A 24112-nucleotide genomic window follows, 5' to 3' on the forward strand; every position below is an offset into this window, starting at 1 on the left:
CCTCAATATACATTACCCGCTTTAATACTCCTCACCGGCTCACGAAAAGTGAGTTGGCGATGAGTATTAAGCAAGCAATAGGAATAGGGTTGTCGAGTTAGAGTGGGTAGATAAGGGCGTTCAATCTCTTTGCTTCGGAAAGGCTCTCAAGGCCAAGTCCTCCAACCAAAGCACTGCCATTTACGGTAATGATTTGCTTGTTCATTCCAGCAGGAGTCGCCGCGAGCATAGGGAGTGATTTAAGGATGGCATCTGCACCGCCCATTTTTTGATAGCTACGACCACTCACCAAAATGACATCAGGTTGCATCTCAACGAGTGATTCCATTGACAATGGTTTGTAAGACGTCAGGCTTTTAGCTGCAGGGTTGATACCACCAGCTAATTCAATGATCGTATTTGGTGACGTTTCACCACCGGCAACGTTCGCATTACGGCCTTCATGCAGTAGTAGGAACAGGACTTTTTTTGTTTCGTTGCTGGGTCTTTGGTTTTCTTTTAGTGCCGCAACCTTCTGATTTACTTCTGCTTTAATTTGTTCTGATTGATCTTCGGTATGGGTAATCTTGGCGATTTGATCGATACGCTTTAATAGCCCTTCAACGTTTGCTTCGGTGTTAACAATCTCGACATCGACACCTGCAGACCTCAATTGAGAAATCGCATTGTCTGGCCCCATTTCATCTGACCCAATCAGTGTGGTTGGGTCAAGAGCTAGCAAGCCTTCAGCAGACAAGTTTCTGTGGTAGCCAATCTGTGGTAGATTTTCGGACTGAGGGAAGCGACTGGTCACATCAATACCCACCAATTGTTCTTCTGCGCCAAGCGCCAAAACTAATTCTGTAACGGCACTACCTGCACTGATGATGCGAGGTTGCTCAACGTCGTTTGCCATCGCGGTTGGCGCAGTCAATGCCAAGCTCATAGCCGCCACTGAAAGGAGATGTGTCTTGGTCTTTAATTTATTGAGCAGGTTTAAGTTGTTCATAATAAGTTCTTTATATTTTCTTTTTGTATCGCGAAGATACTCAGTGAGCAGTCCGTTCGCATTGTGAGTTCGAGTCGATAGAGAGGCTTAGCTCTGATTGTTTAGTCTTATCGGTCAGAAGACAAACCTCGTGAAAATTGAGTGTTGTCTAACCATCATCAGTCAGTAATTGGGTCGCAGCTATTCCGTTTTCTTGCAGGAACGACAGCAACTTAACTAGGTTCTCAACGTTGGCGGCTTTATCGGCGCCAATGGTGATCGGCTTTTTATCCGTTGAACCAGTCTCTTCTAGCAATGCAATTTTGAAGTTTTCCCAGTCGATATATTCTTGGCCGTTAATACCCCAATAAGGTTCGTGGTCTAAAATATTGACGTTAATCGAATCTTTATGGACCTCGGAAACGTTTTTAATATCAGAACTAGGCAGTTCAACTTCTAGTGATTCCAGCTTTACTGATGCCGTAAGCAGTAGAAAAACCATGACGATAAATATGATGTCGAGTAGCGGTGTTAAATCTGGCGCTAAACTCTGTGTATAAGATGATTGAGGCGTTTTAATCATGCTTGACTCACATCACCAACAGCGACTTTGTTTACTGGCTTGCCTTTAGCATCGTCTGATGGATTTGCTTGAATCGACATACCTTCTAGCCACACATTCACATAGTTCAGAGTATGTTCTAGTTGAGCGAGCACTCGATCGGCCCAAAGGCCTAATAGTTGTGCGCCTGAAATCGCCGGAAGCGCGATCATCAAGCCAGCTGCAGTGGTTCTCATAGCCAAGCCTAATCCGTCGGCTAGATCGTTTGGCGTAATACTCCCGGTCGTAGCTGCAATACCTTTGAACATTTCAATCAGTCCAAGTACCGTACCAAGCAGTCCGACTAGTGGGCTGATCACGCCGATCAACCCAAGGAGCCTTAAGCCAGCATGAAGTTGGTGGCGTTTTTCTTGTAGCCAGATCCCTGCCGCATCTTCACGCAACCCTTTTGAGAAAGAGTGGTGAGCAAGCAACATCGAGACGCCCTTGTACAGTAGCGGTCGTTTACCTGAAATCGACTGAGCGAGCGCTTCGATCTCTTTGCTATTGGTTGGTGAGATCTGGTTGAGCTCGCGACGAATGGCGCGTTTGCCAACACCAATGCTTAGCATCACTTGAAAGATACGCTCAGCGATGATCATTGCGGTAAGGGCTGAACAGATAAGAAGAGGCCAAGTCATTAAGCCCAGTTGTTCTTGTAAATAACTGATTTGTTGCATAATTATTCCAATTTAAAACGAACGGGTAGTTGTACGCGGTGAGCAATCGCTCTACCATTGACAGTGTGAGGTGAAAATTTCCATTGTTTAATGGCGTCTAAAGCGGCGTTGTCGAGTATTAGCAGGCCTGATGAATTGATTAATGCTTGTTTAATTTGTTTACCTTCTGCATCCAACCAAACCTCATAAATAGCGACCCCTTCAATACCACGACGTACAGCCTGTCTAGGGTAGTTCGGCGGTGTAGGGCGTTCAGAGAAAGAAGGTTTAGTCACTAGCACCGGCTCTTGGTTTGATACGCCTTGGTTTACTTCCTTAGGTTGGCTCGCAGACTCGTTCATATTCTTATCTACTTTCTTGTCGGTCAGCTTCTCTGGTTGTGGGCGTTCTTTCTTAACGACCTTTTTCTCAGTCACCGGTTTCTTTTGAACCGGCTTTTTCTCTACTTTCTTGGGTTGAGGCTTATTGGTGATCGCTTTTTTCTTTGGTGTAGGTTTGGCTTGCTTTGTCTCAACGGCCTTTGGTTCGACAGGTTTAGGTTCTGCTTGTGAGACCGTTTTTTGGGGTGGTTCTGATTCAACCGGTTCTGTAACGGTTTTTTGCTGAGCTTGAGAAGGCGTGCTCTTTGGAGTGAAGTTGATCGATACCGTATTCGATTGGCTACCTGCAGGCATGGCAAATACTTTGGACTCTTGAGCAACAAATAATAGCGCCGCATGAATCACTAACGATGCACCGCCGGCAATGACATATCTAGGAACGTTCACATTCAATCCTTAATCCACTCCAAAATCTGTATCGGATTATTGCTTACAATCTAAATAAGATCAATTATCAATTGCATTATCATTTGCGTCTATCTATGATTCTTTCAGTTTTAGCGAATCGTCTTTCAGACTTTGCTATGTAAGTGTTTAGAGAGATTATATGAGTCTTGATGTTTATAAATTGGATGAATCAATTCTAGGTGTTTCTAGCCCTGATCCGCTTCGTTTTGCGTTTACAAAAAAGCATTCTGCACATGCCGGAGAAAGCTCAATTCCGGTCGACGCTAGCAAGAAGTTGGAGCTTTTTGATGACCTAATGCTAAGCGAAGGGAAGAAACAGGATAAGCGTTGCCTGTACATCCACATTCCTTTTTGCCGTGTGCGCTGTACGTTCTGTAACTTTTTCCAAAATGCCGCAAGCCGTAAATTAGTCGATGAGTACTTCGATGCTCTGATGGTTGAGTTGAAGCAAAAAGCCAAAACGCCTTGGGCTCAGTCTGGATTATTTCACGCTGTCTACATTGGTGGCGGAACACCTACCGATTTATCCCCTCAGCAAGTAGAGCAACTAGGTAAGGCTATTCGCCAATATTTCCCTCTAGCAAACGATGTGGAAATGACTTTAGAAGGGCGCATCAATCGCTTTGGCGATCAAATGTTTGATAGCGCGCTTGAAGGCGGTTTCAACCGTTTCTCCTTTGGTATTCAAAGTTTTAACACGCAAGTTCGACGCAGTGCTAAGCGCCTAGATGACCGAGAGGTTGTGCTAGAACGTGTCAGTTCGCTAAGTCGTACAGAGCAAGCGCCAATCGTTCTTGATTTGTTATACGGATTACCGCACCAGTCTATGGAAGTGTTCCAACAAGATTTAGAAGATTACATGTCTACTGGCGCACACGGCATTGACCTTTATCAACTGATTGTTACAGGTAATGCTCCTATGCTTAACCTTGTGGAGAAAGGAAAAATTCCACCACCAGCGAATACGCCAGATAAAGCGAGCATGTACTTGGCGGGTGTTGAGTTCATGGCCAAGAATAAGGTTAAACAACTGAGCGTGAATCATTGGACTCGCGATAATCGTGAACGCAGTATTTACAACAGCTTAGCGAAAACTTATGCCGAAGTTCTGCCGGTTGGATGTGGCGCTGGTGGCAACATCGGTGGTCATGGTGTGATGCAACACAGAACTTTAGACAGCTACATGGAGTCTATAAAACAAGGTCAGTTGCCGATTGCCATAATGACAAAGCAAAGTTCACTAGAGCCAACATTCTCGACATTAAAGGCAGGCTTTGATTCTGGTGTTGTTAGAAGAAGTACGTTGCCGACCTTTATGGGACAAGACACGTTCGATTACTTGAAACCTTTGTTCTCGCATTGGGAAAAGAATGGTCTGGTTGAGCTTTCGGAGGACTATGTGAGCCTCACTATTGCTGGCTGTTTCTGGGCAGTAAGCCTCGCTCAGAGCGTGATTCAAGTGCTTAACGCTGAATATCAAGCAATGCACCTAGCACCGAAAGCATCAGGTTTAGGCGTTCACCCGCATGCAAGTTTGAAGCACGCTTAATGTCGAACCTTTTAGTTTGTAACTTACGTAAATTACTCGTTTATACGGAAACATATTCAATGACAGATACAACATTAGAAATAACAGAAACTCTAGAACAACGTGTCGCTCGCATTATTGAAGAAGAACCAAAACTGCTTCCTACCGCGGTTGCTGAGAAGTTAGGCGTTTCAGAGGTTGAAGTCGTTGCTGCTTTTCCAAATGACATGGCGGTGATGTTAGATGGTAGCCGTGCTCAGGAGATTCTAGAAGGCTTAGTGGGTTGGGGCCCTGTGACCACAATCATGCATTCATTTGGCTCAATCTTCGAAGTAAAAGCACCGTTCCCGAAAGGTAAAGTAGCGCGTGGTTATTACAACCTTATGGGCAGAGAAGGCGAGCTCCATGGTCACCTCAAACTCGACAACATTAAACACATTGGCTTAGTGAGCAGGGCGTTCATGGGGCGTGAAAGTCATTACTTCGGTTTCTTTAGTGAAACGGGTGAGAACATTTTTAAGATCTACCTAGGCCGTAATGAAAAGCGTGAGCTGATTGCCGACCAAGTTGAACGCTTCAAAACGTTAAAAGAGCAAGCTTAAGCAGACTTAACGGCAAGCTTAAATTAGGTTGCCAACTCGTTTAAATAGTACATCAATGCTCGAGGATCGTTGAGTTCGCTAATGATTGCTCAACCTCGGGCAAAAATAATAAATCAGAGAAAGTGAAGAAAGGAATTACCCATGGAACAGCAAGTAAAACAAGAACGTCTACAAGGTCGTCTAGGTCCAGAAATTAAAGAATTTCGCCAAGAGCGCCGTACCCTTCAGCTTGCAACGGTTGATGAAGAAGGTCGTCCAAATGTAAGTTACGCACCTTTCGTTCAGAACCAAGAAGGTTACTTTGTTCTCATTTCTGATATTGCTCGTCATGCTCGTAACTTGAAAGCAAACCCTCAAGTGTCTTTGATGATGATTGAAGACGAAGAGAGCTCGAAGCAGCTTTACGCACGTAAGCGTTTAACGTTTGATGCTCAAGCGAGTGTTGTAGCGCGTGAAACGGAACTTTGGACTCAAGTGATTGGACAGATGCAAGAGCGTTTTGGCGAAATCATCGATGGTTTGAGCCAGCTTCAAGATTTCTCTCTATTCAACCTTAAAGCAGAGAATGGTCTGTTTGTGAAAGGCTTTGGTCAAGCATACCAAGTGTCTGGTGATGATCTAGTCGATTTCGTTCACCTGCAAGAAGGCCACAAAAAAGTATCTAATGAGTAATCTTGTTTAACTTATTACTTAAGAAGCCCTCCAACGTGAGGGCTTTTTTATGTCTAAATCAAAGAGTTTGGTATATTGACGTTTGATGACTATTTATGTGTAAGGATCGGTACGTGAAACCAGTAAGTCGAGATTGGGATGAGTTTTGTTACCCATTTATTTATGAAGACAGTCCTATCTGTGATTTTGAGATTCTGTCGGACGAACTATGCTGCCGAGTTGGGTTAGTGTTGTCTTTGGAACTGGAACCACAAGTTCGTGATATCTTGCAACGCCTGCAACCAAACATCTACCACCTTAATGGATCTGTACGTGGGAAATTAGCGATCACTGAATCCGAACTGGTCGAGTTAAAGCAAGATTACCACCGTATCCGTGAGCAGTTAGAAGGTGGTTTCAAAGGTTTTGTATTACCTGGTGGGCACCGAGTGTCGAGCGAACTTCACTTGTGTCGCTGTCAGGCTAAAAAGGTTGTGCGCGCTTTGGTGAGCATTGAGCACCATGAAAGTAAAAAGTCACCTGACCCGGTTCTTTTTAAATACGCTAACTTAGTCGCGAACACGCTCTATGCATTGGCGTCTTTTACCAATCATGTCAATGAAGTTGAAGAAGTGGAGTTTGTGAGTAAGAGTTATTCTATGCCAAAGAAATCTTAAGGAAGAGTTCTACACTGATTCATCTTTAAGCTAAGAAGCTAAACCATTAAGCATGATGCTAGGTTTAGCTTCTAAAGTCGCGCTTAAGCGGGTGTAGAGGCGTCGTTTAAGACTTTTGCTCCGCGTAGCATCGCTTCGATTAATTCGCCCGCGTTGAACTTCTCAAGTGCTTCATGTGCACCCACCTGATTGGCACGGTCAACACAGATTTCACTTGATAGTGAGGTATGCAAAATACAGTAGGCATGACTTAGGACGTTGTCATTTTGAACTTCAAACGCAAGCTCGTAGCCATCTAACCCTGGCATCTCAATATCACTCACTAATAGATCAATCGCGTTGCCTGCGTTGGCTTGGTTGCGCATCAAGTCAATCGCATCTAAGCCGTTGTTACAAATGCGGTAAGGGATGTTGATACTATCTAAGGCATCAGATAACTGTTTTCGTGCGATCAGAGAGTCATCCACCAATAAAATATTCAGCGCTTTGAGGCGTTCCCTTTCAACATCGGTAAGCATCGGAATATGCGCATTCTCGTAATGTGGGTAGATTTTAGAAAGCAATAACTCCACATCGAGCATCTGAACAATACGATCTTCAAAGCGTGTAATGCCGGTAACGAAAACATTGCGACCAACGCTCGCTGGTGGTGATTCAATGCTCTTCCAATCACATTCAATTATTTTATCAATCGAACGAACCAAAAATGCGACTACCGTCCTCAAACAATCGGTGACGATGAGTACACAGCTTTGGTATTCAGTGGGTGCTATTGGACGAAAACCTATTGCTGCTGACATATCAATGACAGGTACGGTAAGTTCTCTGATGGTCACTGTGCCGATGACGTGATGATGAGAATAAGGGATTTGAGTCATCGGCTGAAAAGGCACGATTTCTCTTACCTTAAGCGTGCCAATAGCAAAACTCTGAGTTAGGGATAATTTGAACATCAACATTCCCTGTGACTGGCTAGCTTTACTGATCGGTTTCGCCATAAGTGGCTCCTGCTTTACTACGTACTTAGTTTATAAGGAATAATTTAAAGGGAAATAAGGGTGGCGGCAAGTCGCTATGCGGTTTTTAGGCGCTTTAACGCTGCTGTTTTCGGTTATAGAGTGAAGAATGGCAGTTCTTGGGGTAAAATCATGAAAAATGCTCGCTGTCGATAGTTTTATGTCGACAAGTCGGTAGCGTTAAACAGATATACAACCGTCAGTGGTTGGTGGTTATTTGAACAATAAATGGTTCAAGAAATCGAGTGTTGAAGTAACCGTCTCATACAAACTGACAGTAACAAATTGAGAATTATCATGGCAAGAACAGCAGCAGCGCTTCATATTCTGGTGAAGCATAAAGAACTAGCAGAAGACATCATTAAACAGCTTAAAAAAGGTGCTAAATTTCAAACACTAGCGAAGAAGCATTCAACCTGTCCATCTGGTAAAAAGGGCGGCGACCTTGGCGAGTTCAAGAAAGGTCAAATGGTGCCTCAGTTTGATAAGGTTTGTTTCTCTGGCGAGACGCTTGTACCACATCTTGTAAAAACAAAATTCGGTTGGCACGTAGTAAAGGTTCTCTACAGAACCTAGTGTAAGATATGTGTTTGATAGAATAAAAGGAGCGTATATACGCTCCTTTTTTGTGACTGTTTGGTGCATTTAAAAGCACAATGGCTGAGTGTTCATCCCTGACGTTATACGATAATTGGGGCTACGCCCTCGCTTATCCGCCGTGACTAATTGGTAAGAGGATGAGGGGTTTTAATGAGTAAGTCATATAATTAATGCCATTCTTAAAGAAATTTAAGCAGCTTTTTGCCTTTTTAGTCTTTGTTTTTATCTAAAAAGCTGTAAACGAGTTTGGTAGGAGAACAACATGGAGAGTTCAGCTATGTTAAGCAATCCAGCGACAGATGTTATATTGCATGCTTTTGACTGGTGCTATGCTGACGTAATGAAGAACGCCCCACTGATCCAAGAGTTGGGTTACAAATCTGTTTTAGTTTCACCGGCAATGAAGTCGTTACGTAGCCCTAAAGGCTGCGACAGAGAGTCTGGCACTCAATGGTGGCAACGCTATCAACCACAAGATTATCGTGTGATCGATAATCAGTTGGGTGACACACAAGATTTTAAAGCGATGGTCGATGCGTTAAAGCAGCATGGGCTTCGTACCTATGTGGACGTAGTGTTCAACCACATGGCAAACGAGTCTGGCATTCGCAGTGACTTAACGTATCCGAATCTTCAAGATATGGCGTCTTACCAAAAAGACGCCGAATATTACGAATCAATACGCTTGTTTGGTGATCTTTCTAAGCCTTTATTTGATGAAAACGACTTCGTGGAAGCGTTTGGTATCAAAAACTGGAAAGATACGTGGGAAGTGCAGAATGGGCGTATTACTGGCGGAGCCAGCGATCCTGGGTTACCAACGCTGTTAGACAACGACAATGTGGTTGCACAGCAGCGAGCGTATCTAAAAGCCTTGAAAGAGATTGGAGTGAAAGGTTTTCGTATAGATGCGGCAAAGCACATGACACTTTCACATCTGTGTAGGGTGTGGACCGATGATATCTGCGAAGGCATGCATATCTTTGGTGAAATCATTACTGATGGTGGTGCGACCCAAGAAGAGTATGAGCTATTCCTTGAACCATACCTGAAGCACACTCGTTTAGGTGCGTACGATTTCCCTCTGTTCAATACCATCTTCAAAGCCTTTGAAGAGCAGGGCAGCTTTAAGTCTCTGATCAATCCTTACTGTTTTGGTCAGGCGCTATCGAACATGAGAGCCATCACTTTTGCTGTGACTCATGATATTCCAAACAACGAAGTGTTTTTGGAATATGTGATGGATGAAGTTGACGAACGCTTGGCTCACGCCTTTATTCTTGGTCGAGATGGCGGTGTGCCGCTTGTCTATAGCGAATTGAGTACCAGTGGCATTCTGGATCAGAATGGTCAGCCTCGTTGGTTTAGTGACTGGCGAGCGCCATATATGAGAAGCATGATTCAATTCCACAACCATGTTCATGGCGAAGCGATGCGTGTGGTTGAAGCGAATGATGACTTGTTGGTATTTGTCCGTGGTGATAAAGGCATTGTTGTGATTAATAAATCTAAGCGAAGTAAAACAGCATCACTGACTTGGACTAGTGCAGTGACCGATTTGTTGTCTGGTGAAGTGTTTGAGTGCGTTGGCAAGGATGTAACCATTAAGATTGAACCTAACCAGTGCATGATGTTGATAACCAACTAGATCGAGTCTGTTATGATACCAATTGTAGTAAATAAACTGGTCATCCTAGCTTGTTAAAACGCTCGATAACTTCGTTATAAATTTTGATTGTAGATAACTACTTATCGGAACTCTTTGTCGAATAGAGCCGCCTTGTTCTCAAGCCTTTTTCCTGCGCTATTTATGATCACTTACTTACTGTGATTGGTATGAGTTACGTCTAATCGTTTAGAAAGAAAAGATTGAAAAGAAAGCCCCGCTACTGGCAGTCAGTAAGCGGGGCTTTTTATTTGAAGTTGTTTATAGGTTACTAAGCAAAGCGTTAGTTAAACTGACAGGCGATTAAACCGTGAACTTGTTCAATAGTTCATCCTGTGCTTGAACATTGTCAGTTTGTACCTGCATTGCCGTGTTTGCTTCTTGAGCCGCGTTTGATACTTGTGTTGAAAGGTCTTTGATCTTAACGGTGTTGTTGTTGATCTCTTCAGCGACCAAGCTCTGTTCTTCTGCTGCCGAAGCAATCTGAATATTCATATCAGAAATACGTTGAATTGCATCACGGATGCGGTCAAGTGAAGAATTCGCTTGTTGAGCGCGTTCAACGGCGTCAGTTGCCGTGTCTTTACTTTGATTCATCGCGTTAGATACTGAGCTTGCACCAGCTTGGAGCTGCTCAATCATGTTGCGAATTTCAGTCGTCGACTGTTGGGTACGTTGCGCTAGAGTACGAACTTCGTCGGCTACGACTGCGAAACCACGACCTGATTCACCAGCTCGTGCGGCTTCAATCGCTGCGTTCAATGCCAGCAGGTTAGTTTGGTCAGCAATGTCGTTGATTACTTTAAGAATTGTTTCGATGTTCGCGGTTGCTGATTCAAGTACCTGTACTTCTGCAACGGCTTGGTCGATACGAGCTGATAAGTTATCAATCGCTTGAGTGGTGTCACTGACTACAGAAGTTCCGTCTAACGTTGCTTCATCCGCTTCACGAGCCGCCGCCGCCGCGCCTTGAGCGTTGTTTGCTACTTCTGTTGCGGTAACCGCCATTTCGTTCATTGCTGTTGCTAGCTGTTCCAGTTCTTGCAGTTGAGTGTTCATTGCGCTTGCTGATTCGCCCGCACCTTTAACCGTGATTTCAGTACCACGCTTAATCTCGATACCAATCGCTTTCGATTGGATTATTTGGTTCTGCAGATTTTCAGTAAAGGTATTGAAACCTTTTGCTAGGTCAGAGAACTCTTTATCTGTATTCGTATCTAGGCGTTTGGTTAAGTCACCTTGTCCGCTTGCGACATCTTGAATCGCGTGGTTAAGTGCATCAAGTGGGCGCATTAACGCACGTATTAGAATCGTCAGTGCGATGATACTGAGAATGACCGCTATCAAAGAATAGATCATCGAGCTGTTCTTGAGATCTTCAACGGCTTGGTAAGCGATCTCTTCATCAAGAATTGCGCCAATGTACCAATCTTCACTTGGGATGTGCGTGAAGTTCACTAGAAACATTTTGCCGTCGACTTCAATCTTTTGAGAGCCTTCGCGAATGTCAGCTTGTGGCATGTAGCTCGAGAGTGTTTCACCGTTGTTTTTAGCATTCGGATGGGCAATTGTCGTGCCGTCGGCTGTGACCAGGAATAGGTAGCCCGCATCAAACAAGTTCACTTGGTTTACTAAAGTAGCAAGGTTGGTCAATTCTAGGTCGTAGAACATACCAGCAGTGAAGCGACCGTTGTCTTTAACTGGCGTACCCACAGAGATAATGACTTTCTTACTTGATGCATCCACATAAGGCGCGGTAACAACTAAACTGTTTTTGGATTTAGCATCAATGTACCAAGGGCGAATTCGTGGGTCGTAATCAGGACCGGCATCCCAACCGTCATCATTTTCAATGACGAAACCGTTTGCTTCATAACCAAAACCAACTGCAAGGAAACTGTTTTTAAGTTTAGGCTTCTCTAAGATTTCTTTTACATAGGTACGATCTTGAGGGTTGATTTCGATGACTTCAGTCGTCGATTGCGCCAACGCTTTCTTGGCGTTCATCTCTGAGACTACGGTATTCCTGACTCCAGAGACCATTTCTTCTAGGCTCGCATTGACGTGGTTTTCTACAGCACTTCTTACGGTGTAAAGTTGTTGTATTGAAAGCAATGATACTGTTACTAGCAGCAAGGCTGATGATGCAGCAACCACCTTATGGCTAAATTTCATTGAATATTCCCCTTCTCACAGGCTTTGCGAAGACTAAAGTTAATCGTGTTTTTCTAATTATATATATCGACGAAACTGAAATTTACTTGAATGTAAATTCACAAAATAGACTACAAAAATATAACAATTCACACAACATGAAAATCATTAAATCAAAACATCGTTATTTTTATTATTCTATTCAATGATTTAAAGCTCAGTTAAGCCTGAGTTAGTTAACTTGAATATTTATTAGTTAGACGTTTATGCGTGTGATTTTTTATTAAGAAAATAGGAAATGAGTCAATTTATATGAAATTAAATGATATGCCAGTTTTATATTTTGATGAGATTTTAAATGGAGATGTGAATATATTCAGTAAAAAAACCTCACAAAAGTGAGGCTTTACAGAATTGTGTCTTTACTGATTTATATCAGTAGTATCTAATTTAGAATATTAAATGAGCTACACCAGCGATAATTGGAAGTGTGATTAAAGTACGCAGAATAAAGATAATAAATAGCTCAAAGATGTTTACTGGAATCTTACTTCCAAGAAGCAGAGCGCCCACTTCAGACATGTAAATCAGTTGAGTGACTGACATTGCTGCAATAACAAAGCGAGTCATCTCGTTGTCGATAGAAGCGGCAAGAATCGCAGGAATGAACATGTCCGCAAAACCAACGACGATCGTTTCAGACGCTGCTACCGCTTCTGGTACACCAAGTAGCTCTAAGAATGGAATGAAAGGCTGACCTAGGATTGAGAACACAGACGTGTATTCCGCAATTACCAATGCCATGGTACCGAGACCCATAACAACAGGTAATACACCAAATACCATATCTACGGCGTTACGCACACCTTCAGAAAATACCGACTTAGCAGACTTAACCTGTGATGCCTTATTTACCGCTAACTCAAAACCCCAAGAGAATGTTGAGTGGCCAGCAGGGATCGCATCAGCATCTTTGTTCGGCTTGCTACCATCGATGAAAGTATCTTTCTTCATGCTTAGTGGTGGAAGGCGAGGGATGATAACTGCCGCCACAATGCCTGCTAAACAGATTGCTGCGTAGAAAGGCAGGAATAGGTGTTCTAGCTCTACTTGTGCAATAACCACAAGGCTGAATGTAATAGATACTGCTGAGAAAGTGGTACCAACAACTGCTGCTTCACGTTGAGTATAGAATCTCTGCTCGTACTGTTTACTTGTCAGCAGAATACCAACACTACCGTCTCCTAACCAAGAAGCCATACAATCGATAGCACTGCGGCCCGGTAGATTGAAGATCGGACGCATTACTTTACTTAGCAAGGTACCAAAAAGTTCTAATAGACCAAAGTTTAGTAGTAGGGGAAGTAGTAAACCAGCAAAGATAAATACGGAGAAAAGTGTTGGAAGCAGGCCCTCTAAGACTAGGCCGCCCGTATTTTCTTCCCAAATAATTTCGGGACCTATTTGGAAAAAAGTCATTAGTGCTGCAGCACCACCAATGAGGCGAACCGACAGCCATAAAGGGGAGGGGTTGAATAGACCGTTTAAAAATGAACTGGATGTAATGAATGTAGGCTTGAAAATCGCGCTCAATACTGAAGTGACAGACATGAAAGCAACGATCGCAGTGATAATAGAGACCAGATATTCACCGAAAACCGCTTGGATTGATTTCGCCAAGATAGCGACAGGGATGGTGAGAGCACCTTGATAGCTGATTGGCGCCATGAAAAGGAATAAACCAATCAATGATGGGATTAAGAAAACCCAGAAACTGCCTTTAGATTTCTCTGTTGGATCAGTATTCGTGTTGTTAGACATGTTATTGTTCTCGAATTTCTACACGTAAAAAAGCCACATCCTTGGCATTTTTATCCACTAAACATCCGTATTTTCTTATAGGATGCAAGATTACCCAGTATTAATATCGCTTGCAATACTATTCATCAAATATCGCTAAATATTCAGAATGCTTATTCTGCGACTCTGCGTTACTTTGGAATAAAGTGTTGTGAATGTTACGTATCTTGAAGGTATATTTCCAGATATTTATTAGTTAACTGGGGTTTCGGTTCGATAGGTTAAATAGAGCCAGTAGCTAAACGCAATAATGAAGGCGAAAGAAGCAGGGAAAGCCAGTGCTAATATTTCGAAGCGTTGGAATAAGCAAGCGCCAGTTAAGCCACCAAATAGAAAACCGACGACGATGAACATCAGCAGTTTGGCTTTACGGCGATCAAAGGGCATACCTTTTAGGCGAGCGCCAATCATGATCCCAATATCGGTAATGATTCCGCTCATGTGCGTAGTACGAATGATTGCGCCACTATAGGTAGTGATCATCGCATTCTGTAAGCCACATGCGGCTGAAGCGAAGTATTGGCCAGAGGTGTAGCCTTGTAAAAGTGCCCAAAGTGCCAAGAACAGCAACCCACCTTCAATACACAGTGCGACACCGTAGCGGCGACCTAGCTTCAGAGCTTGGTTTTCAATAAAGAACCCGCTGAAAGCAGCGCCTAACATAAAGCTCATAATCACCAATAAAAGGTGCACGGAAGCCGAAGTTGGAGTGAGCAGACTGCTGCCTAGTAAAGACATGGTGCCCGAAACATGGGATATGGCTTGATGTTGGAAGCCAAGTAATCCAATGGCATTAACGCTACCGGCAAGGCCTGCTAAGAGTAAGGCTCCGTATTCAACCCAACGAGGTAGCTTAGAAATCATGTGGTTCACTCCGGGTTAAATAGAGGAACAAGATTATAACGCTCGAAAAAAGATACGCTAGCGTTGTGGGGCATTCATGTTTGATCTTAGGCAACAGTATTGCAGTTTGTTTCGATGAAGCATTGTTATAATGCGGACTGTCGCTCAAAAGAAGTTTGTCGTTATAAAAAGTGCACCACTATATAAAGAAGACAAAGATAAGGATAAAGATCAGTGACAAGCTAGTTGTAATGGCTCATTTGGTGCTCAAACTTAACCCAGCCGTATTTACGTTCTTCATAAACGGAAAAGCTAGGTAGTGGAAAATCTTGTTCTTTAAATAGCCCGAGTGGGACGACATAAAAATCGGCGGCGGCAACGGATTGTAAAAGCATGGTGGTGCCACACTTAGGGCAAAATTGATAAGTGACTTCACTGCCCGTATCGCTGATGCGTGAAAAATAGGTCACTTCTCCGCTTAGTGTGACCTGTTCAATTGGGAACCGAGCTTGAACGCCGAACACGCTTCCTGTGCGTTTTTGACACTCATAGCAATGACATACAGAGGTTCGTTGGGGCTCACCTCGGCATACTAGGTTGACTGCTCCACAGCGGCATTCACAACTTCTGATATTTCTATCTTTAATATGCTTGATATCCATCTATGTTTCACTTCTGGTTAACCCTGTATTGATAATTATACTAAAGCCCTTTATGGTCTGCACAACTGGATGAAAACAAAAGAATACAATTGCTCATGAAAAAGAAAATCTTACCTATACCTCTGATTTTACTGATTCCTATCGTCATGTTAGTTGTGGTCATATTGGCGGGTGTTTATCGCTTTAGTTTAAGTGATGAAGAGATTTTGGCGAAGTTTCCTTCTTCACAAGTCAGTTATGACCCAGTGGTTGAAACCGTTTTTGATTTGAAGACCACTAACCCATGGACAATTAAAGTTCCAGAAACCAACGCATACGCCTTTATTAATGAAGTCGACGCGCCAAAAGCAATCGCGTTTGGTCGTTATGACTCTGGTGTTGAGCGCGGTGTAGCAACCGTCGATACAAAAAGCCTGGCAGCCGTGACGCTAGGCGAAGCGACTTTCTTTGTTGCACCTATGTGGATATCGAATCAAGGCAGCGGCGTATTCTATTACCTTGGCCTCTTTAAGCATGACCAGCAACGAAGCCGTGTGGTGTTGGTTGACCAACTTTTCTTGGGCGATCGCGTGAAAATTCAGACTTTAGATGTTGCCCAACAACCAGATTCAAAATCACAGAACAAACTCACAGGGCAAGGTTTTATCGGTTTTACTCAACATTCTGCGGAACAATCATTTGCAGAAACCCCTTCTGAAAAGGTGTTAATGAGTTTTTCTTTTGATACACAATCAATTGGTAAGTAATAACATTTTTGCGAGCACAAGGATGTGTTGTTTATGTGAGTCAAATTACATATTATCTTAATAGATTGAATGAAATTTAGACATTCTTTGTGTCTGCTTACTTTTACAAATGGAGCTTGCGAATGATTAGTAAACGTTTTTTTAAGACGAAAGACGAAGTTGAAGTGACCTTTGAGCTAGAAGCTCAAGAAGCGAACTCAGTATCCATTGTTGCTGACTTTCTTGATTGGAAAGCCACGCCAATGAAAAAAATGGCGAAAGGTAAAGTGTACAAATTCAAAACTCGCCTACCTAAAGATGGCGAGTTTCAATTTCGCTACTTAGTTGATGGCCAACAATGGGTGAATGACGTGAATGCTGACCGTTATATCCCTAACGAATTTGGTGAAGACAACTGTTTGGTATCGACGATTTCAGCTTAATTTCTGGACACTTATTGTAAGCATAAGGCTGTGTTTTTCGGTTCAAATCGTTTTACTTTAATAGTGAGAAGGGATTGGTGAGTTAAGATCGCCATTTGCTTAATAACAGCAATTAATGCGCGGTGTTTATTAATTGTTCGATACAAGATAACGTAGATAAATAAAAAGCAGTAGCTAGCCGTTTCTGCTTTTTTATTTTTCAATTTAGCTGTTAATTTTATTTATAGTGAAATGATTTTTCACTTTTTATAACTCAATGACTTAGCGGGATAGAGCAAGATTCGCATCATATTATTGCAATGTATTGATGATTTATGCGTCCGAAAAGCATATCCTATGCTTTTATATCGTAGAAAGACTTGTTTACCGTGTATTCAAAAATATTTCCCTCTCCGTTTGCTGAGCTTTCACCTGTAAAAAAAGTAGCTATTTTAGGACTGCCACTTATTGCAGCGATTAGTGTTGCTCTGCAATCGTCACAATCGGATCTGACGAAAACGATCGATCTTGATTTACCCGACTCAACCGTTATTGAGTCTATTCTGTCACCTTCTTCTGTTGCTGTTATTATTGAACCGCCGACGTTTGAGTATCAAATTCAAACAGGTGATAACTTGAGCAGTATCTTCAATCAGCTTGGATTTTCTTATAAATCTATGATGAGCGTTATGGAGACCGATTTGAACTTTCTTGCGTTGGACACACTTCGCCCAGGTAACACATTGCGCTTTTGGCGTGACGAGGCAACAGGCGAACTTTCCAAAATGGAACTTAAATTTAGCATTGCTGACAAAGTCGTTTATCGACGACTTGAAGATGGCAACTATGAATTCGAAGATATCTCTATTCCTGGTGAATGGCAGCAAAAGCCTCTAGTGGGTAATATTCAAGGCAGTTTCTCTATGTCGGCAAATAAAGCTGGCCTGAACAGTATCGAGATTGACCATATTGTTACTCTGCTTAAGGATAAGCTGAATTTTAGCCGAGATTTACGTGCAGGCGATCAATTTGAAGTGCTTCAGAAAGCACAATTTGTCGATGGTATCGCTACCGGAAAGCGTGAAATTGAAGCCATTAAGATCATGAATCGTAATCGTGTGGTGTCTGCGTATTTACATACCGACGGACAATATTACGATGCTAATGGCGATAGCTTACAACGCGCGTTTCAACGTTACCCTGTGAGCAGTGGTTGGCGTCAAAGTTCTCAATTTAACCCTAAGCGCTTGCACCCAGTGACAGGTCGAATTTCACCACATAACGGTACGGATTTCGCGACGCCAATTGGTACGCCAGTTCAAGCAACAGGTGATGGCAAAGTGGTTATGACTCGTAAGCACCCATACGCGGGTAACTACGTGGTTATTCAGCACAGCAGCACGTACAAAACGCGTTATTTACATTTGAGCAAGATCCTCGTTCGTAAAGGGCAAACGGTATCTCGTGGTCAGCGTATTGGCTTGTCCGGTAAAACTGGTCGAGTGACCGGTCCGCACTTACATTACGAATTGATCGAACGTGGTCGTCCTGTAAACGCGATGACAGCGAATATTCCGATGGCCAATTCTGTACCTCAACAAGAAAAAGCAACATTTGTGGCCGCTAGAGATGAGGCAGATAAGTTATTAAAGAAAGCTCTGGAAACTCAGTCTAACAATAGTTAACTGATGTACTCCCAAAAGCCGCGAGTTCTTTACTAAATATGTAAGTATCTAGTAATGCCGTGGCTTTTTGAGCTTTGGATAAGGTATAGGGATGGCTCTGGCCTAGATTTTTAGGTCATGAGAGATTCTGAGTGAATAACATAACTGATGATAGCTTCTGGTCGCATAGGCGGTGAGTAAAGGTACCCTTGGATCTTGTCACATCCCATGGCGTGCAATTTTTCTAATTGCTCATGTTTCTCAACGCCCTCAGCAACTAATGACAAATCGAGTCTATGCGCCAATTGAATAATCAACCAAACAACACTCTCAGATGTCGAATTCGTCAGCAAGTTTTGAATAAAGGTTGCATCAATTTTGATGCAATCGATAGGGTAACTGTGGATGTAATTCAAACTCGAGTAACCAGTACCGAAATCGTCTAGCGCGATCTTAAAGCCTTGCTCTCGTAGATAGTTGAGTGCCGATTTTGTCTCTTTGGTTGGAGATAGCAGCACCGTTTCGGTTAGCTCGATAACAAACTCATTTGCTTTAAAGTTATGTCGCTCAATAGTTCTAGTGAGATAGGAGATGTAACGCTTAGAATCACTAAGCTCATGAGCCGAACAGTTTATCCCAAGCTTAATTTTATAGCCTAACCCTTTTTCTAATGTTGTTTTTGCGCGACACACCAGATCGATAATATGTTCACCCAGTTCAACAATAAGACCAGATTCTTCTGCTACTTTAATGAACTCCACTGGCGATACATCGCCATGCTTAGCCGTTTTCCAACGAGTGAGTACCTCGAAGTATTCCCATTGCTTTTCACTTTGACCAACGATTGGCTGTACAACCACGTACATTTCATTGTCATTCGGTGTAAAGCTAGGTGAAATTGCGCTTTCAAGTTCACTCCGTAAAGCGGCAACCAACTCCGTTTTTCTTTGATAGCGAGATATTAGATGGGTGTCATAGCATTGAATGTGGGTATCTTGTCTTTGTTTGCACTCTTTTAGAGCCAAACTGGTGTTAAAAATTATTTGTTCTACGTCTTTGTTGCTCCCGTCCGAGCTAGCAATACCTATGCTAATGTCGAAAGCGACTTTCATATCGACGCTATTGTAGCCCTTTTTTATCTTAGCCAATATCTGCTCACAGATGAAAATAGGGTCTGAATGGTAGGTAATGAAGGCAAATTCGTTTCCTGCCGTCCGGAAAGTCAGATTGTTCTCGGGTATGGTTCGGCGTAAGGTCTCTGCCACGTACTGAAGCACTTTATCGCCAATATAATTACCGTGCATATCATTAATGGCTTTGAAACTGTTTACGTCGAGCAAGGCTAACGTAAATGGAGTGCTTCTCTGCTGAGTAATCGATTCCAAAGTGTCCGATAAGCAGCTTCGGTTGAGTAATCCAGTTAAGCTATCGTGTGATACTTCATAACTGAGTTGATTGACCAGTTGCTCAGAACGCTCGTTAAACCATATCTCCCTTAGTGTGTGGATGATGATGTTTGCGAAAAGTTGATGGTGTTTTATTACGTTTTGTAACTGGTCCGGACTAAGAGGAGAAGTAAACGTAGAAAACAGCACACCCATAACCTCGCCACTCTGAGTTCGAGTAGGGATTGCGATTGAGTTCTGTGAGGTGATTTCCTGCCTAAATGCCGATGTAGGCAACGACTGAATGATATATTGAGCGAATGAACAGTCTGGGTGCTGTTGATGGACTGCTTGTTGGTAAATGTGACCGTGACGTGCATTGATTTTATCATGCAGTACATGGTCTGAATGGGCTATCACCAAAGGAACCATTTGATCTGGAAAGTACTTTTTCTCAATGATGGTGGTGTATTGAGTACCGAACATTTGGTGCAAAATGAGCACGGCCGACTCTAGAAGGTCGATGCCTTCTAATTTAAGTAAACGACCAATGCGTTCTGTATCTATCGTGCTGTTATGCGTATGTTGAGTCATAGTCACCATCCGTAGTTAACCAGAACCTATTTTTAAGCTGTATATGTGCACATTTGTATAATTGGTATGCGTCTAGTTTATTATTGGCGGTGTTGTATAACTTTTCAAATTTAAATGTGATTTATTTCACAGAGCCAGAGTACAGCGCTCTTTGTCTAATCGATCTTTCAGATGGTCCAAAAACAGCTTGGTTCGCGTATGTGAGTAATCAAGCTTAGGGTAGTAAGCGTAAACCATCACTTCATCAGCCGTGATATTTGGTAATACTGGAACTAATGTCCCTTGCTTAAGTTCTTCTTTTATCATCGCGTTAATGGTCAGAAGTATTCCCATTCCTCGTTTGGCGGCATGAAAAAGCGCTTCTGGGTTGGTAGTTGCAAAGTTCCCGTTCAGGGTAACCCTTTGGCCTTTGGTTAACGTTACTTCTCGAATCGGGCGCTCACCCCAGATCAGTGAGTTATGCCGTTCTAAATCCTGCTCGCAGGTAGGGTGACCATGTTTTGTTAGGTAGTCAGGTGATGCGTAAAAGCTGGCTTTGTGTTCGAAAAGTGGTGTTTTCTTAAAGCTTAATGAATTGAGTTGCTCCAGCTCACGACTGATCACGAGATCCAAGCCAAGTTCAGGTAATTGACCCGGGGTGGTGGTGATAAGTTGTACTTTTATGTCTGGATATTTCTCCAAAAAGTCATCTAAGTACTGAACTAAGAATTTAGAACCAACCGCAATGGTAGCCCCAATTTTTAATAGGCCAGCAGGGGTTTGGTTAACCGAGCGAGTTTCATCAATAATGGACTGCCAACTATCGAGTTGATCTTTCGCTCGTTGATAGAAAAGTGCACCGGCCTCGGTTTGGCTGATAGAGCGAGTGGTGCGTTTTAAAAGTTGAGTGCCGATACGCTCTTCTAGCCAGTTTACTCTTTTGCTGATCGCTGAGCTGGTGGTATTGAGTTTACGCGCCGCGCCATTGAAGCTACCTTCTTCCACCACTTTGACATAACTTTTTACGTTGAGAATCCAATCCATATTATTTCCTATCAGGACTTAATTAAATTCCAATTTGGTTAATTATCAATTATTGGTTTTGAATGTAAACTCATTTGATGAACAAATAACAAACGAATAGGGAATTTTTTGAGCCAATCGACCTTTAAAAAAACACCGCTACTCTTAGCCATGATGATCATTGCTACGGGGCAAGTAGGAGTGAGCATCTACTTACCATCATTGCCGTTAATTGCTTCAGACTTAAGTGTAACTCAGGTAGATGTACAGCTGCTCGTCACGCTGTTTCTTGTGGGTTTTGGCTTGTCTCAGCTATTTTACGGGCCGATGTCTGATGCGGTGGGAAGAAGACCTATCTTTTTGTTGGGTCAAGGGGTTTATTTGATTGGTACTGTCGTTTGTGTTGTTTTTTCTGACAACATGACAGCGCTAGAGGTGGGTCGCTTGTTGCAAGGTTTAGGGGCGGGTAGTGCCTCTGTTCTTGGGCGAAGTGTGCTTCGTGACAGTTATGATGGTCCTCAACTGACCAAAGCCTTATCTTACATTTCACTGACGGCTTCGATCATGCCGATCATTGCGCCTGTATTTGGTGGTTGGATCTCATTTCATCTCGGTTGGCAGGCCGTATTTCTGTTTGTTTTACTGTATCTATTAGCGATATTTACTCTGGGTTATTTTGTGTTGCCCGAGACTTTGCCTTATGGAAAGAGCCGCTTTGATGCATGCCAAGTGGTGAAGAACTACGGACGCTTGTTGACTAACCGCCAGGTGGTGAGTAGCGCCAGTTACAACTGGATGCTCTATATGGCGAGCTTGGTATCGTTGTCGCTATTTCCATTCTTAATGCAAGAACAATTGGGTCTGACTGCGGCTGAATATGGCTCTTTGATGATTGTGCCTTCAGCAGGGTTATTGATTGGGAGCGTGACGTTAAACATACTTCACCGTAGGTTTAGTACACCGCAGTTGATGAGCCTTGCGATTTTGATTGTTATGGCTTCAGGAAGTTGGTTGCTTACGCATGAGCTAACAATTTTTAACTTAGTATGGTCATTTACTTGGTTGGCGATAGCTCAGGGAATATCGTTCCCGCTTTCTATCAGCATGTTACTGGAACCTCATAAAAAGCAAGCGGGTGCGGTTTCTGCTCTGTCAGGCTCAATTCAGATGTGTTTGGCAGGGTTATTAGGTGGATACTTGGTTGAAAGTTGGGTGACAAATCACCTGCAACTTGGTGGGTTTTACTTGGTCATTGGGACTATTATGGGAGGAGTGCTTTGGTCTTCAGTCAGAATGGACAAGAAATTTGGTGCAACAGAGGGTGAATACAGTTCAACAACGAGCACTCCATAGTTCATCGTTAAAGCGTTGTATTTGTGTTGATGGTTTCCTACAATACTTCGGTCCATTTAATAGGTAAACAAAATGCAGCAAAATGAATTTGAAGTACTGGTAAAAGCTATCTGCGCACTAGATGGCCTACCTCAAGCACTTGAGCTATTGAAATCCAATGAGGATACTGAAGTTGCTGAGGCTGCCGCTTCACTGACTGGTCAATTTGCGCTAGCGGAAGTGGAAGGCGAAAAGCGCATTTACCACGTGACGCTTCAAGAGAATGAACAAGGCGAAGAGCAAGAGTACATCGAACACGTAATGAATGAAGGCGATGACTTAATCAAATTTGTAGCTTGGTTTTTCGAAACAATGTTCGAATTAAAGCAAAAAGATACTTACCAAATTGCGGGTAAAACTTACCGTCAGCCAAAGCGTAGCTAGGTTTTGGTTATCGCCAATAACTAATGGCTTCAGTTTGATGGCCGTGGTTTTAAGCGAAGTATTTAAAAAGCAGCTCACATGAGCTGCTTTTTTACACCTTCAGTGGCGGAAACAGTGCATTGCATCATTCCTAAAACGGGGTTTATACTAACCTATTGATATATAAATATAATTTTATTTTTTTGAGACCACAGAAATGATCGATCTGCAAGGTTGGTGATTGAGTTGCACTAAAGTGTGATGTAGATCTTGTTTTTAGGTGTTTTAAGTGTAGAATCCGCGCACAAGAAAGTTGATTACGTGCGGAGATAAGCATGAACTACGAACTAGGCAATGTATACCTTGGTCAAATTGCAGCAAAAAACATGATGCACGAAGCGTTATACGGCAAGCCAAAATCAAAGAAGCCATCGTTCTTTAAGCGAATGAGGAAGAAAATGGCTAAGTAAGCATTTTCCCAAACGGAATTTTGAAAGGCCTTAAACTCATTGCAGTTTAAGGCCTTTTTCGTTTTAGCTATTGATGACTTTTATCGCTCTGTTTTGTAGTGGAGAGACACAACAAAACACTGATTAGTTAATTATCGGAAGTCTAACTCTCTCTAAGCAAGATCAGCTTGCCGATTGATTAGATAAATCGACAACATTGTTTGGAATGGAATCTAGACCATTTTCTTTCATCCATGCTTCTAAGTTGTCTGCACCGCCGATGTATGTACCATCAAGCCAAATCTGAGGAACGGTCACTGGTGTTTTCTCACCAATGTGCGCTTTCACCTCTGGAATCATTCGATACAGAGCAGCACTGTCTTTAACGACATCGTGATAGGTATATTCGACACCCGCTTCATCAAGCATTTTCTTAGCTTTCACACAGAATGGACAGGTCGCTTTGCCATAAACGATATTGCCCTTTAGGTTGTCTCGTTTGGTCCACTCTTTGATGACTGACTGAATTAGCACGCCACGATTAAGCGCTTCACCTTGGCTGACGACCTTACCTTCAACAACAAGGATAGGTGCATGCCAAGAACCGAGTTTTAGCGGTTCCCACCAGTGAGATAACCAATCTTTCACTTCTAGTTCTACATCGACTTCGGCCAATTCATTCTCAAAAGTATCCTCTAGAATGTCTTTGGTAAGGGTACATTCTCCACATGGGATGTTTACTTTAAATGGCCCCCAGCTGCCTGCCCAACGGTATAGTGTAATCTTGACTGGTTTCTTCATGGTTACGATCTCGCTTAAAG

At 42.8% G+C, this 24112-nt stretch carries 24 protein-coding genes; 12 read left to right on the forward strand and 12 right to left on the reverse strand.

What is annotated here, in order from left to right; all coding sequences use genetic code 11:
* Nucleotides 1–97: 97 nt before the first annotated feature.
* From OCU50_RS19545 to OCU50_RS19560, 4 genes are all read right to left on the reverse strand, one after another.
* Entirely contained in the window at nt 98–988 is an 891-nt protein-coding gene (locus OCU50_RS19545) for a heme/hemin ABC transporter substrate-binding protein (protein ID WP_060469338.1), read from the reverse strand.
* A gap of 148 nt (nt 989–1136) precedes the next feature.
* The gene (locus tag OCU50_RS19550) at nt 1137–1550 is read right to left on the reverse strand and encodes an ExbD/TolR family protein (RefSeq protein ID WP_017057961.1); all 414 of its coding nucleotides are present in this window, start codon (nt 1548–1550) and stop codon (nt 1137–1139) included.
* Nucleotides 1547–2248, reverse strand: coding sequence for a MotA/TolQ/ExbB proton channel family protein (locus OCU50_RS19555; RefSeq protein WP_060469339.1), 702 nt, complete (start codon nt 2246–2248; stop codon nt 1547–1549). The genes OCU50_RS19550 and OCU50_RS19555 overlap by 4 nt, the downstream gene beginning before the upstream one ends.
* Nucleotides 2249–2250: 2 nt before the next feature.
* Entirely contained in the window at nt 2251–3015 is a 765-nt protein-coding gene (locus OCU50_RS19560) for an energy transducer TonB (protein WP_060469340.1), read from the reverse strand.
* A gap of 160 nt (nt 3016–3175) precedes the next feature.
* Between OCU50_RS19560 and hutW the strand changes: the two genes are divergently transcribed.
* From hutW to OCU50_RS19580, 4 genes are all read left to right on the forward strand, one after another.
* A complete protein-coding gene (hutW, locus tag OCU50_RS19565) occupies nt 3176–4585 on the forward strand; it encodes a heme anaerobic degradation radical SAM methyltransferase ChuW/HutW (protein ID WP_060469341.1) in 1410 nt (469 codons plus the stop codon).
* A 59-nt stretch (nt 4586–4644) separates the two neighbouring features.
* Nucleotides 4645–5166, forward strand: a complete 522-nt coding sequence (hutX, locus tag OCU50_RS19570) for a heme utilization cystosolic carrier protein HutX (protein ID WP_060469342.1) — start codon at nt 4645–4647, stop codon at nt 5164–5166.
* Nucleotides 5167–5307: 141 nt separating this feature from the next.
* Nucleotides 5308–5838: a heme utilization protein HutZ gene (gene hutZ, locus OCU50_RS19575; protein WP_060469343.1), complete on the forward strand. Its 531-nt coding sequence runs from the start codon at nt 5308–5310 to the stop codon at nt 5836–5838.
* A 113-nt stretch (nt 5839–5951) separates the two neighbouring features.
* On the forward strand, nt 5952–6494 hold the full coding sequence (locus OCU50_RS19580; protein WP_046223136.1) for an ATP:cob(I)alamin adenosyltransferase: 543 nt from the start codon (nt 5952–5954) through the stop codon (nt 6492–6494).
* Nucleotides 6495–6577: 83 nt separating this feature from the next.
* Here the strand turns inward: OCU50_RS19580 and OCU50_RS19585 are convergent, their stop codons facing one another.
* A complete protein-coding gene (locus tag OCU50_RS19585) occupies nt 6578–7492 on the reverse strand; it encodes a chemotaxis protein (RefSeq protein ID WP_060469344.1) in 915 nt (304 codons plus the stop codon).
* A gap of 282 nt (nt 7493–7774) precedes the next feature.
* On the opposite strand from OCU50_RS19585, the gene ppiC reads away from it, so the two are divergent.
* The gene (gene ppiC / locus OCU50_RS19590; RefSeq protein ID WP_261809206.1) at nt 7775–8086 is read left to right on the forward strand and encodes a peptidylprolyl isomerase PpiC; all 312 of its coding nucleotides are present in this window, start codon (nt 7775–7777) and stop codon (nt 8084–8086) included.
* Between the two features lie 286 nt (nt 8087–8372).
* The gene (locus tag OCU50_RS19595) at nt 8373–9758 is read left to right on the forward strand and encodes an alpha-amylase family glycosyl hydrolase (protein ID WP_060469346.1); all 1386 of its coding nucleotides are present in this window, start codon (nt 8373–8375) and stop codon (nt 9756–9758) included.
* Between the two features lie 321 nt (nt 9759–10079).
* Here OCU50_RS19595 and OCU50_RS19600 read toward each other — a convergent pair whose 3' ends face one another.
* From OCU50_RS19600 to OCU50_RS19615, 4 genes are all read right to left on the reverse strand, one after another.
* Nucleotides 10080–11951 carry a methyl-accepting chemotaxis protein gene (locus OCU50_RS19600; protein WP_060469347.1) on the reverse strand — a complete coding sequence of 624 codons (1872 nt, stop codon included), beginning with the start codon at nt 11949–11951 and terminating at the stop codon, nt 10080–10082.
* Nucleotides 11952–12380: 429 nt separating this feature from the next.
* Entirely contained in the window at nt 12381–13751 is a 1371-nt protein-coding gene (locus OCU50_RS19605; protein WP_060469348.1) for a YjiH family protein, read from the reverse strand.
* 231 nt (nt 13752–13982) lie between these two features.
* Entirely contained in the window at nt 13983–14654 is a 672-nt protein-coding gene (locus OCU50_RS19610; protein ID WP_060469349.1) for a YoaK family protein, read from the reverse strand.
* 221 nt (nt 14655–14875) lie between these two features.
* A complete protein-coding gene (locus OCU50_RS19615) occupies nt 14876–15295 on the reverse strand; it encodes a GFA family protein (protein ID WP_060469350.1) in 420 nt (139 codons plus the stop codon).
* Between the two features lie 95 nt (nt 15296–15390).
* Here OCU50_RS19615 and OCU50_RS19620 point away from each other — a divergent pair, with 95 nt between their 5' ends.
* From OCU50_RS19620 to OCU50_RS19630, 3 genes are all read left to right on the forward strand, one after another.
* A complete protein-coding gene (locus OCU50_RS19620; RefSeq protein ID WP_060469351.1) occupies nt 15391–16041 on the forward strand; it encodes a hypothetical protein in 651 nt (216 codons plus the stop codon).
* Between the two features lie 122 nt (nt 16042–16163).
* The gene (locus OCU50_RS19625) at nt 16164–16463 is read left to right on the forward strand and encodes an isoamylase early set domain-containing protein (protein WP_060469352.1); all 300 of its coding nucleotides are present in this window, start codon (nt 16164–16166) and stop codon (nt 16461–16463) included.
* Nucleotides 16464–16831: 368 nt separating this feature from the next.
* On the forward strand, nt 16832–18127 hold the full coding sequence (locus OCU50_RS19630) for a peptidoglycan DD-endopeptidase ShyA (protein WP_060469353.1): 1296 nt from the start codon (nt 16832–16834) through the stop codon (nt 18125–18127).
* A gap of 110 nt (nt 18128–18237) precedes the next feature.
* Here OCU50_RS19630 and OCU50_RS19635 read toward each other — a convergent pair whose 3' ends face one another.
* On the reverse strand, nt 18238–20085 hold the full coding sequence (locus OCU50_RS19635; protein WP_060469354.1) for a putative bifunctional diguanylate cyclase/phosphodiesterase: 1848 nt from the start codon (nt 20083–20085) through the stop codon (nt 18238–18240).
* A gap of 126 nt (nt 20086–20211) precedes the next feature.
* The gene (locus tag OCU50_RS19640; RefSeq protein ID WP_060469355.1) at nt 20212–21108 is read right to left on the reverse strand and encodes a LysR family transcriptional regulator; all 897 of its coding nucleotides are present in this window, start codon (nt 21106–21108) and stop codon (nt 20212–20214) included.
* A 108-nt stretch (nt 21109–21216) separates the two neighbouring features.
* On the opposite strand from OCU50_RS19640, the gene OCU50_RS19645 reads away from it, so the two are divergent.
* The 3 genes from OCU50_RS19645 to OCU50_RS19655 all read left to right on the forward strand — a co-directional run bounded on the left by OCU50_RS19645 (nt 21217) and on the right by OCU50_RS19655 (nt 23312).
* Complete coding sequence (locus OCU50_RS19645) at nt 21217–22440, forward strand: multidrug effflux MFS transporter (RefSeq protein WP_060469356.1); 1224 nt, start codon at nt 21217–21219, stop codon at nt 22438–22440.
* Nucleotides 22441–22512: 72 nt separating this feature from the next.
* The gene (locus OCU50_RS19650) at nt 22513–22863 is read left to right on the forward strand and encodes a hypothetical protein (RefSeq protein WP_060469357.1); all 351 of its coding nucleotides are present in this window, start codon (nt 22513–22515) and stop codon (nt 22861–22863) included.
* A gap of 314 nt (nt 22864–23177) precedes the next feature.
* Nucleotides 23178–23312 (forward strand): hypothetical protein, encoded by a 135-nt coding sequence (locus OCU50_RS19655; RefSeq protein WP_099049792.1) that lies wholly within the window; start codon nt 23178–23180, stop codon nt 23310–23312.
* Nucleotides 23313–23474: 162 nt separating this feature from the next.
* Here the strand turns inward: OCU50_RS19655 and OCU50_RS19660 are convergent, their stop codons facing one another.
* Complete coding sequence (locus OCU50_RS19660; protein WP_060469358.1) at nt 23475–24092, reverse strand: glutaredoxin domain-containing protein; 618 nt, start codon at nt 24090–24092, stop codon at nt 23475–23477.
* Between the last annotated feature and the right edge of the window lie 20 nt (nt 24093–24112).

The organism is Vibrio toranzoniae (assembly GCF_024347655.1).
Taxonomy (GTDB): Bacteria; Pseudomonadota; Gammaproteobacteria; order Enterobacterales; family Vibrionaceae; genus Vibrio; species Vibrio toranzoniae.

Excerpts from the sequence above, each read along its gene's own strand:
- OCU50_RS19555 (WP_060469339.1), bottom strand. The coding sequence starts at position 2,248 with ATGCAACAAATCAGTTATTTACAAGAACAACTGGGCTTAATGACTTGG.
- OCU50_RS19550 (WP_017057961.1), bottom strand. The coding sequence starts at position 1,550 with ATGATTAAAACGCCTCAATCATCTTATACACAGAGTTTAGCGCCAGAT.
- hutX (WP_060469342.1), top strand. The coding sequence starts at position 4,645 with ATGACAGATACAACATTAGAAATAACAGAAACTCTAGAACAACGTGTC.
- OCU50_RS19610 (WP_060469349.1), bottom strand. The coding sequence starts at position 14,654 with ATGATTTCTAAGCTACCTCGTTGGGTTGAATACGGAGCCTTACTCTTA.
- hutZ (WP_060469343.1), top strand. The coding sequence starts at position 5,308 with ATGGAACAGCAAGTAAAACAAGAACGTCTACAAGGTCGTCTAGGTCCA.
- OCU50_RS19650 (WP_060469357.1), top strand. The coding sequence starts at position 22,513 with ATGCAGCAAAATGAATTTGAAGTACTGGTAAAAGCTATCTGCGCACTA.
- OCU50_RS19620 (WP_060469351.1), top strand. The coding sequence starts at position 15,391 with ATGAAAAAGAAAATCTTACCTATACCTCTGATTTTACTGATTCCTATC.
- OCU50_RS19545 (WP_060469338.1), bottom strand. The coding sequence starts at position 988 with ATGAACAACTTAAACCTGCTCAATAAATTAAAGACCAAGACACATCTC.
- OCU50_RS19615 (WP_060469350.1), bottom strand. The coding sequence starts at position 15,295 with ATGGATATCAAGCATATTAAAGATAGAAATATCAGAAGTTGTGAATGC.
- OCU50_RS19595 (WP_060469346.1), top strand. The coding sequence starts at position 8,373 with ATGGAGAGTTCAGCTATGTTAAGCAATCCAGCGACAGATGTTATATTG.
- OCU50_RS19660 (WP_060469358.1), bottom strand. The coding sequence starts at position 24,092 with ATGAAGAAACCAGTCAAGATTACACTATACCGTTGGGCAGGCAGCTGG.
- OCU50_RS19585 (WP_060469344.1), bottom strand. The coding sequence starts at position 7,492 with ATGGCGAAACCGATCAGTAAAGCTAGCCAGTCACAGGGAATGTTGATG.
- OCU50_RS19640 (WP_060469355.1), bottom strand. The coding sequence starts at position 21,108 with ATGGATTGGATTCTCAACGTAAAAAGTTATGTCAAAGTGGTGGAAGAA.
- OCU50_RS19625 (WP_060469352.1), top strand. The coding sequence starts at position 16,164 with ATGATTAGTAAACGTTTTTTTAAGACGAAAGACGAAGTTGAAGTGACC.
- OCU50_RS19635 (WP_060469354.1), bottom strand. The coding sequence starts at position 20,085 with ATGACTCAACATACGCATAACAGCACGATAGATACAGAACGCATTGGT.
- OCU50_RS19600 (WP_060469347.1), bottom strand. The coding sequence starts at position 11,951 with ATGAAATTTAGCCATAAGGTGGTTGCTGCATCATCAGCCTTGCTGCTA.
- hutW (WP_060469341.1), top strand. The coding sequence starts at position 3,176 with ATGAGTCTTGATGTTTATAAATTGGATGAATCAATTCTAGGTGTTTCT.
- OCU50_RS19605 (WP_060469348.1), bottom strand. The coding sequence starts at position 13,751 with ATGTCTAACAACACGAATACTGATCCAACAGAGAAATCTAAAGGCAGT.
- OCU50_RS19655 (WP_099049792.1), top strand. The coding sequence starts at position 23,178 with ATGAACTACGAACTAGGCAATGTATACCTTGGTCAAATTGCAGCAAAA.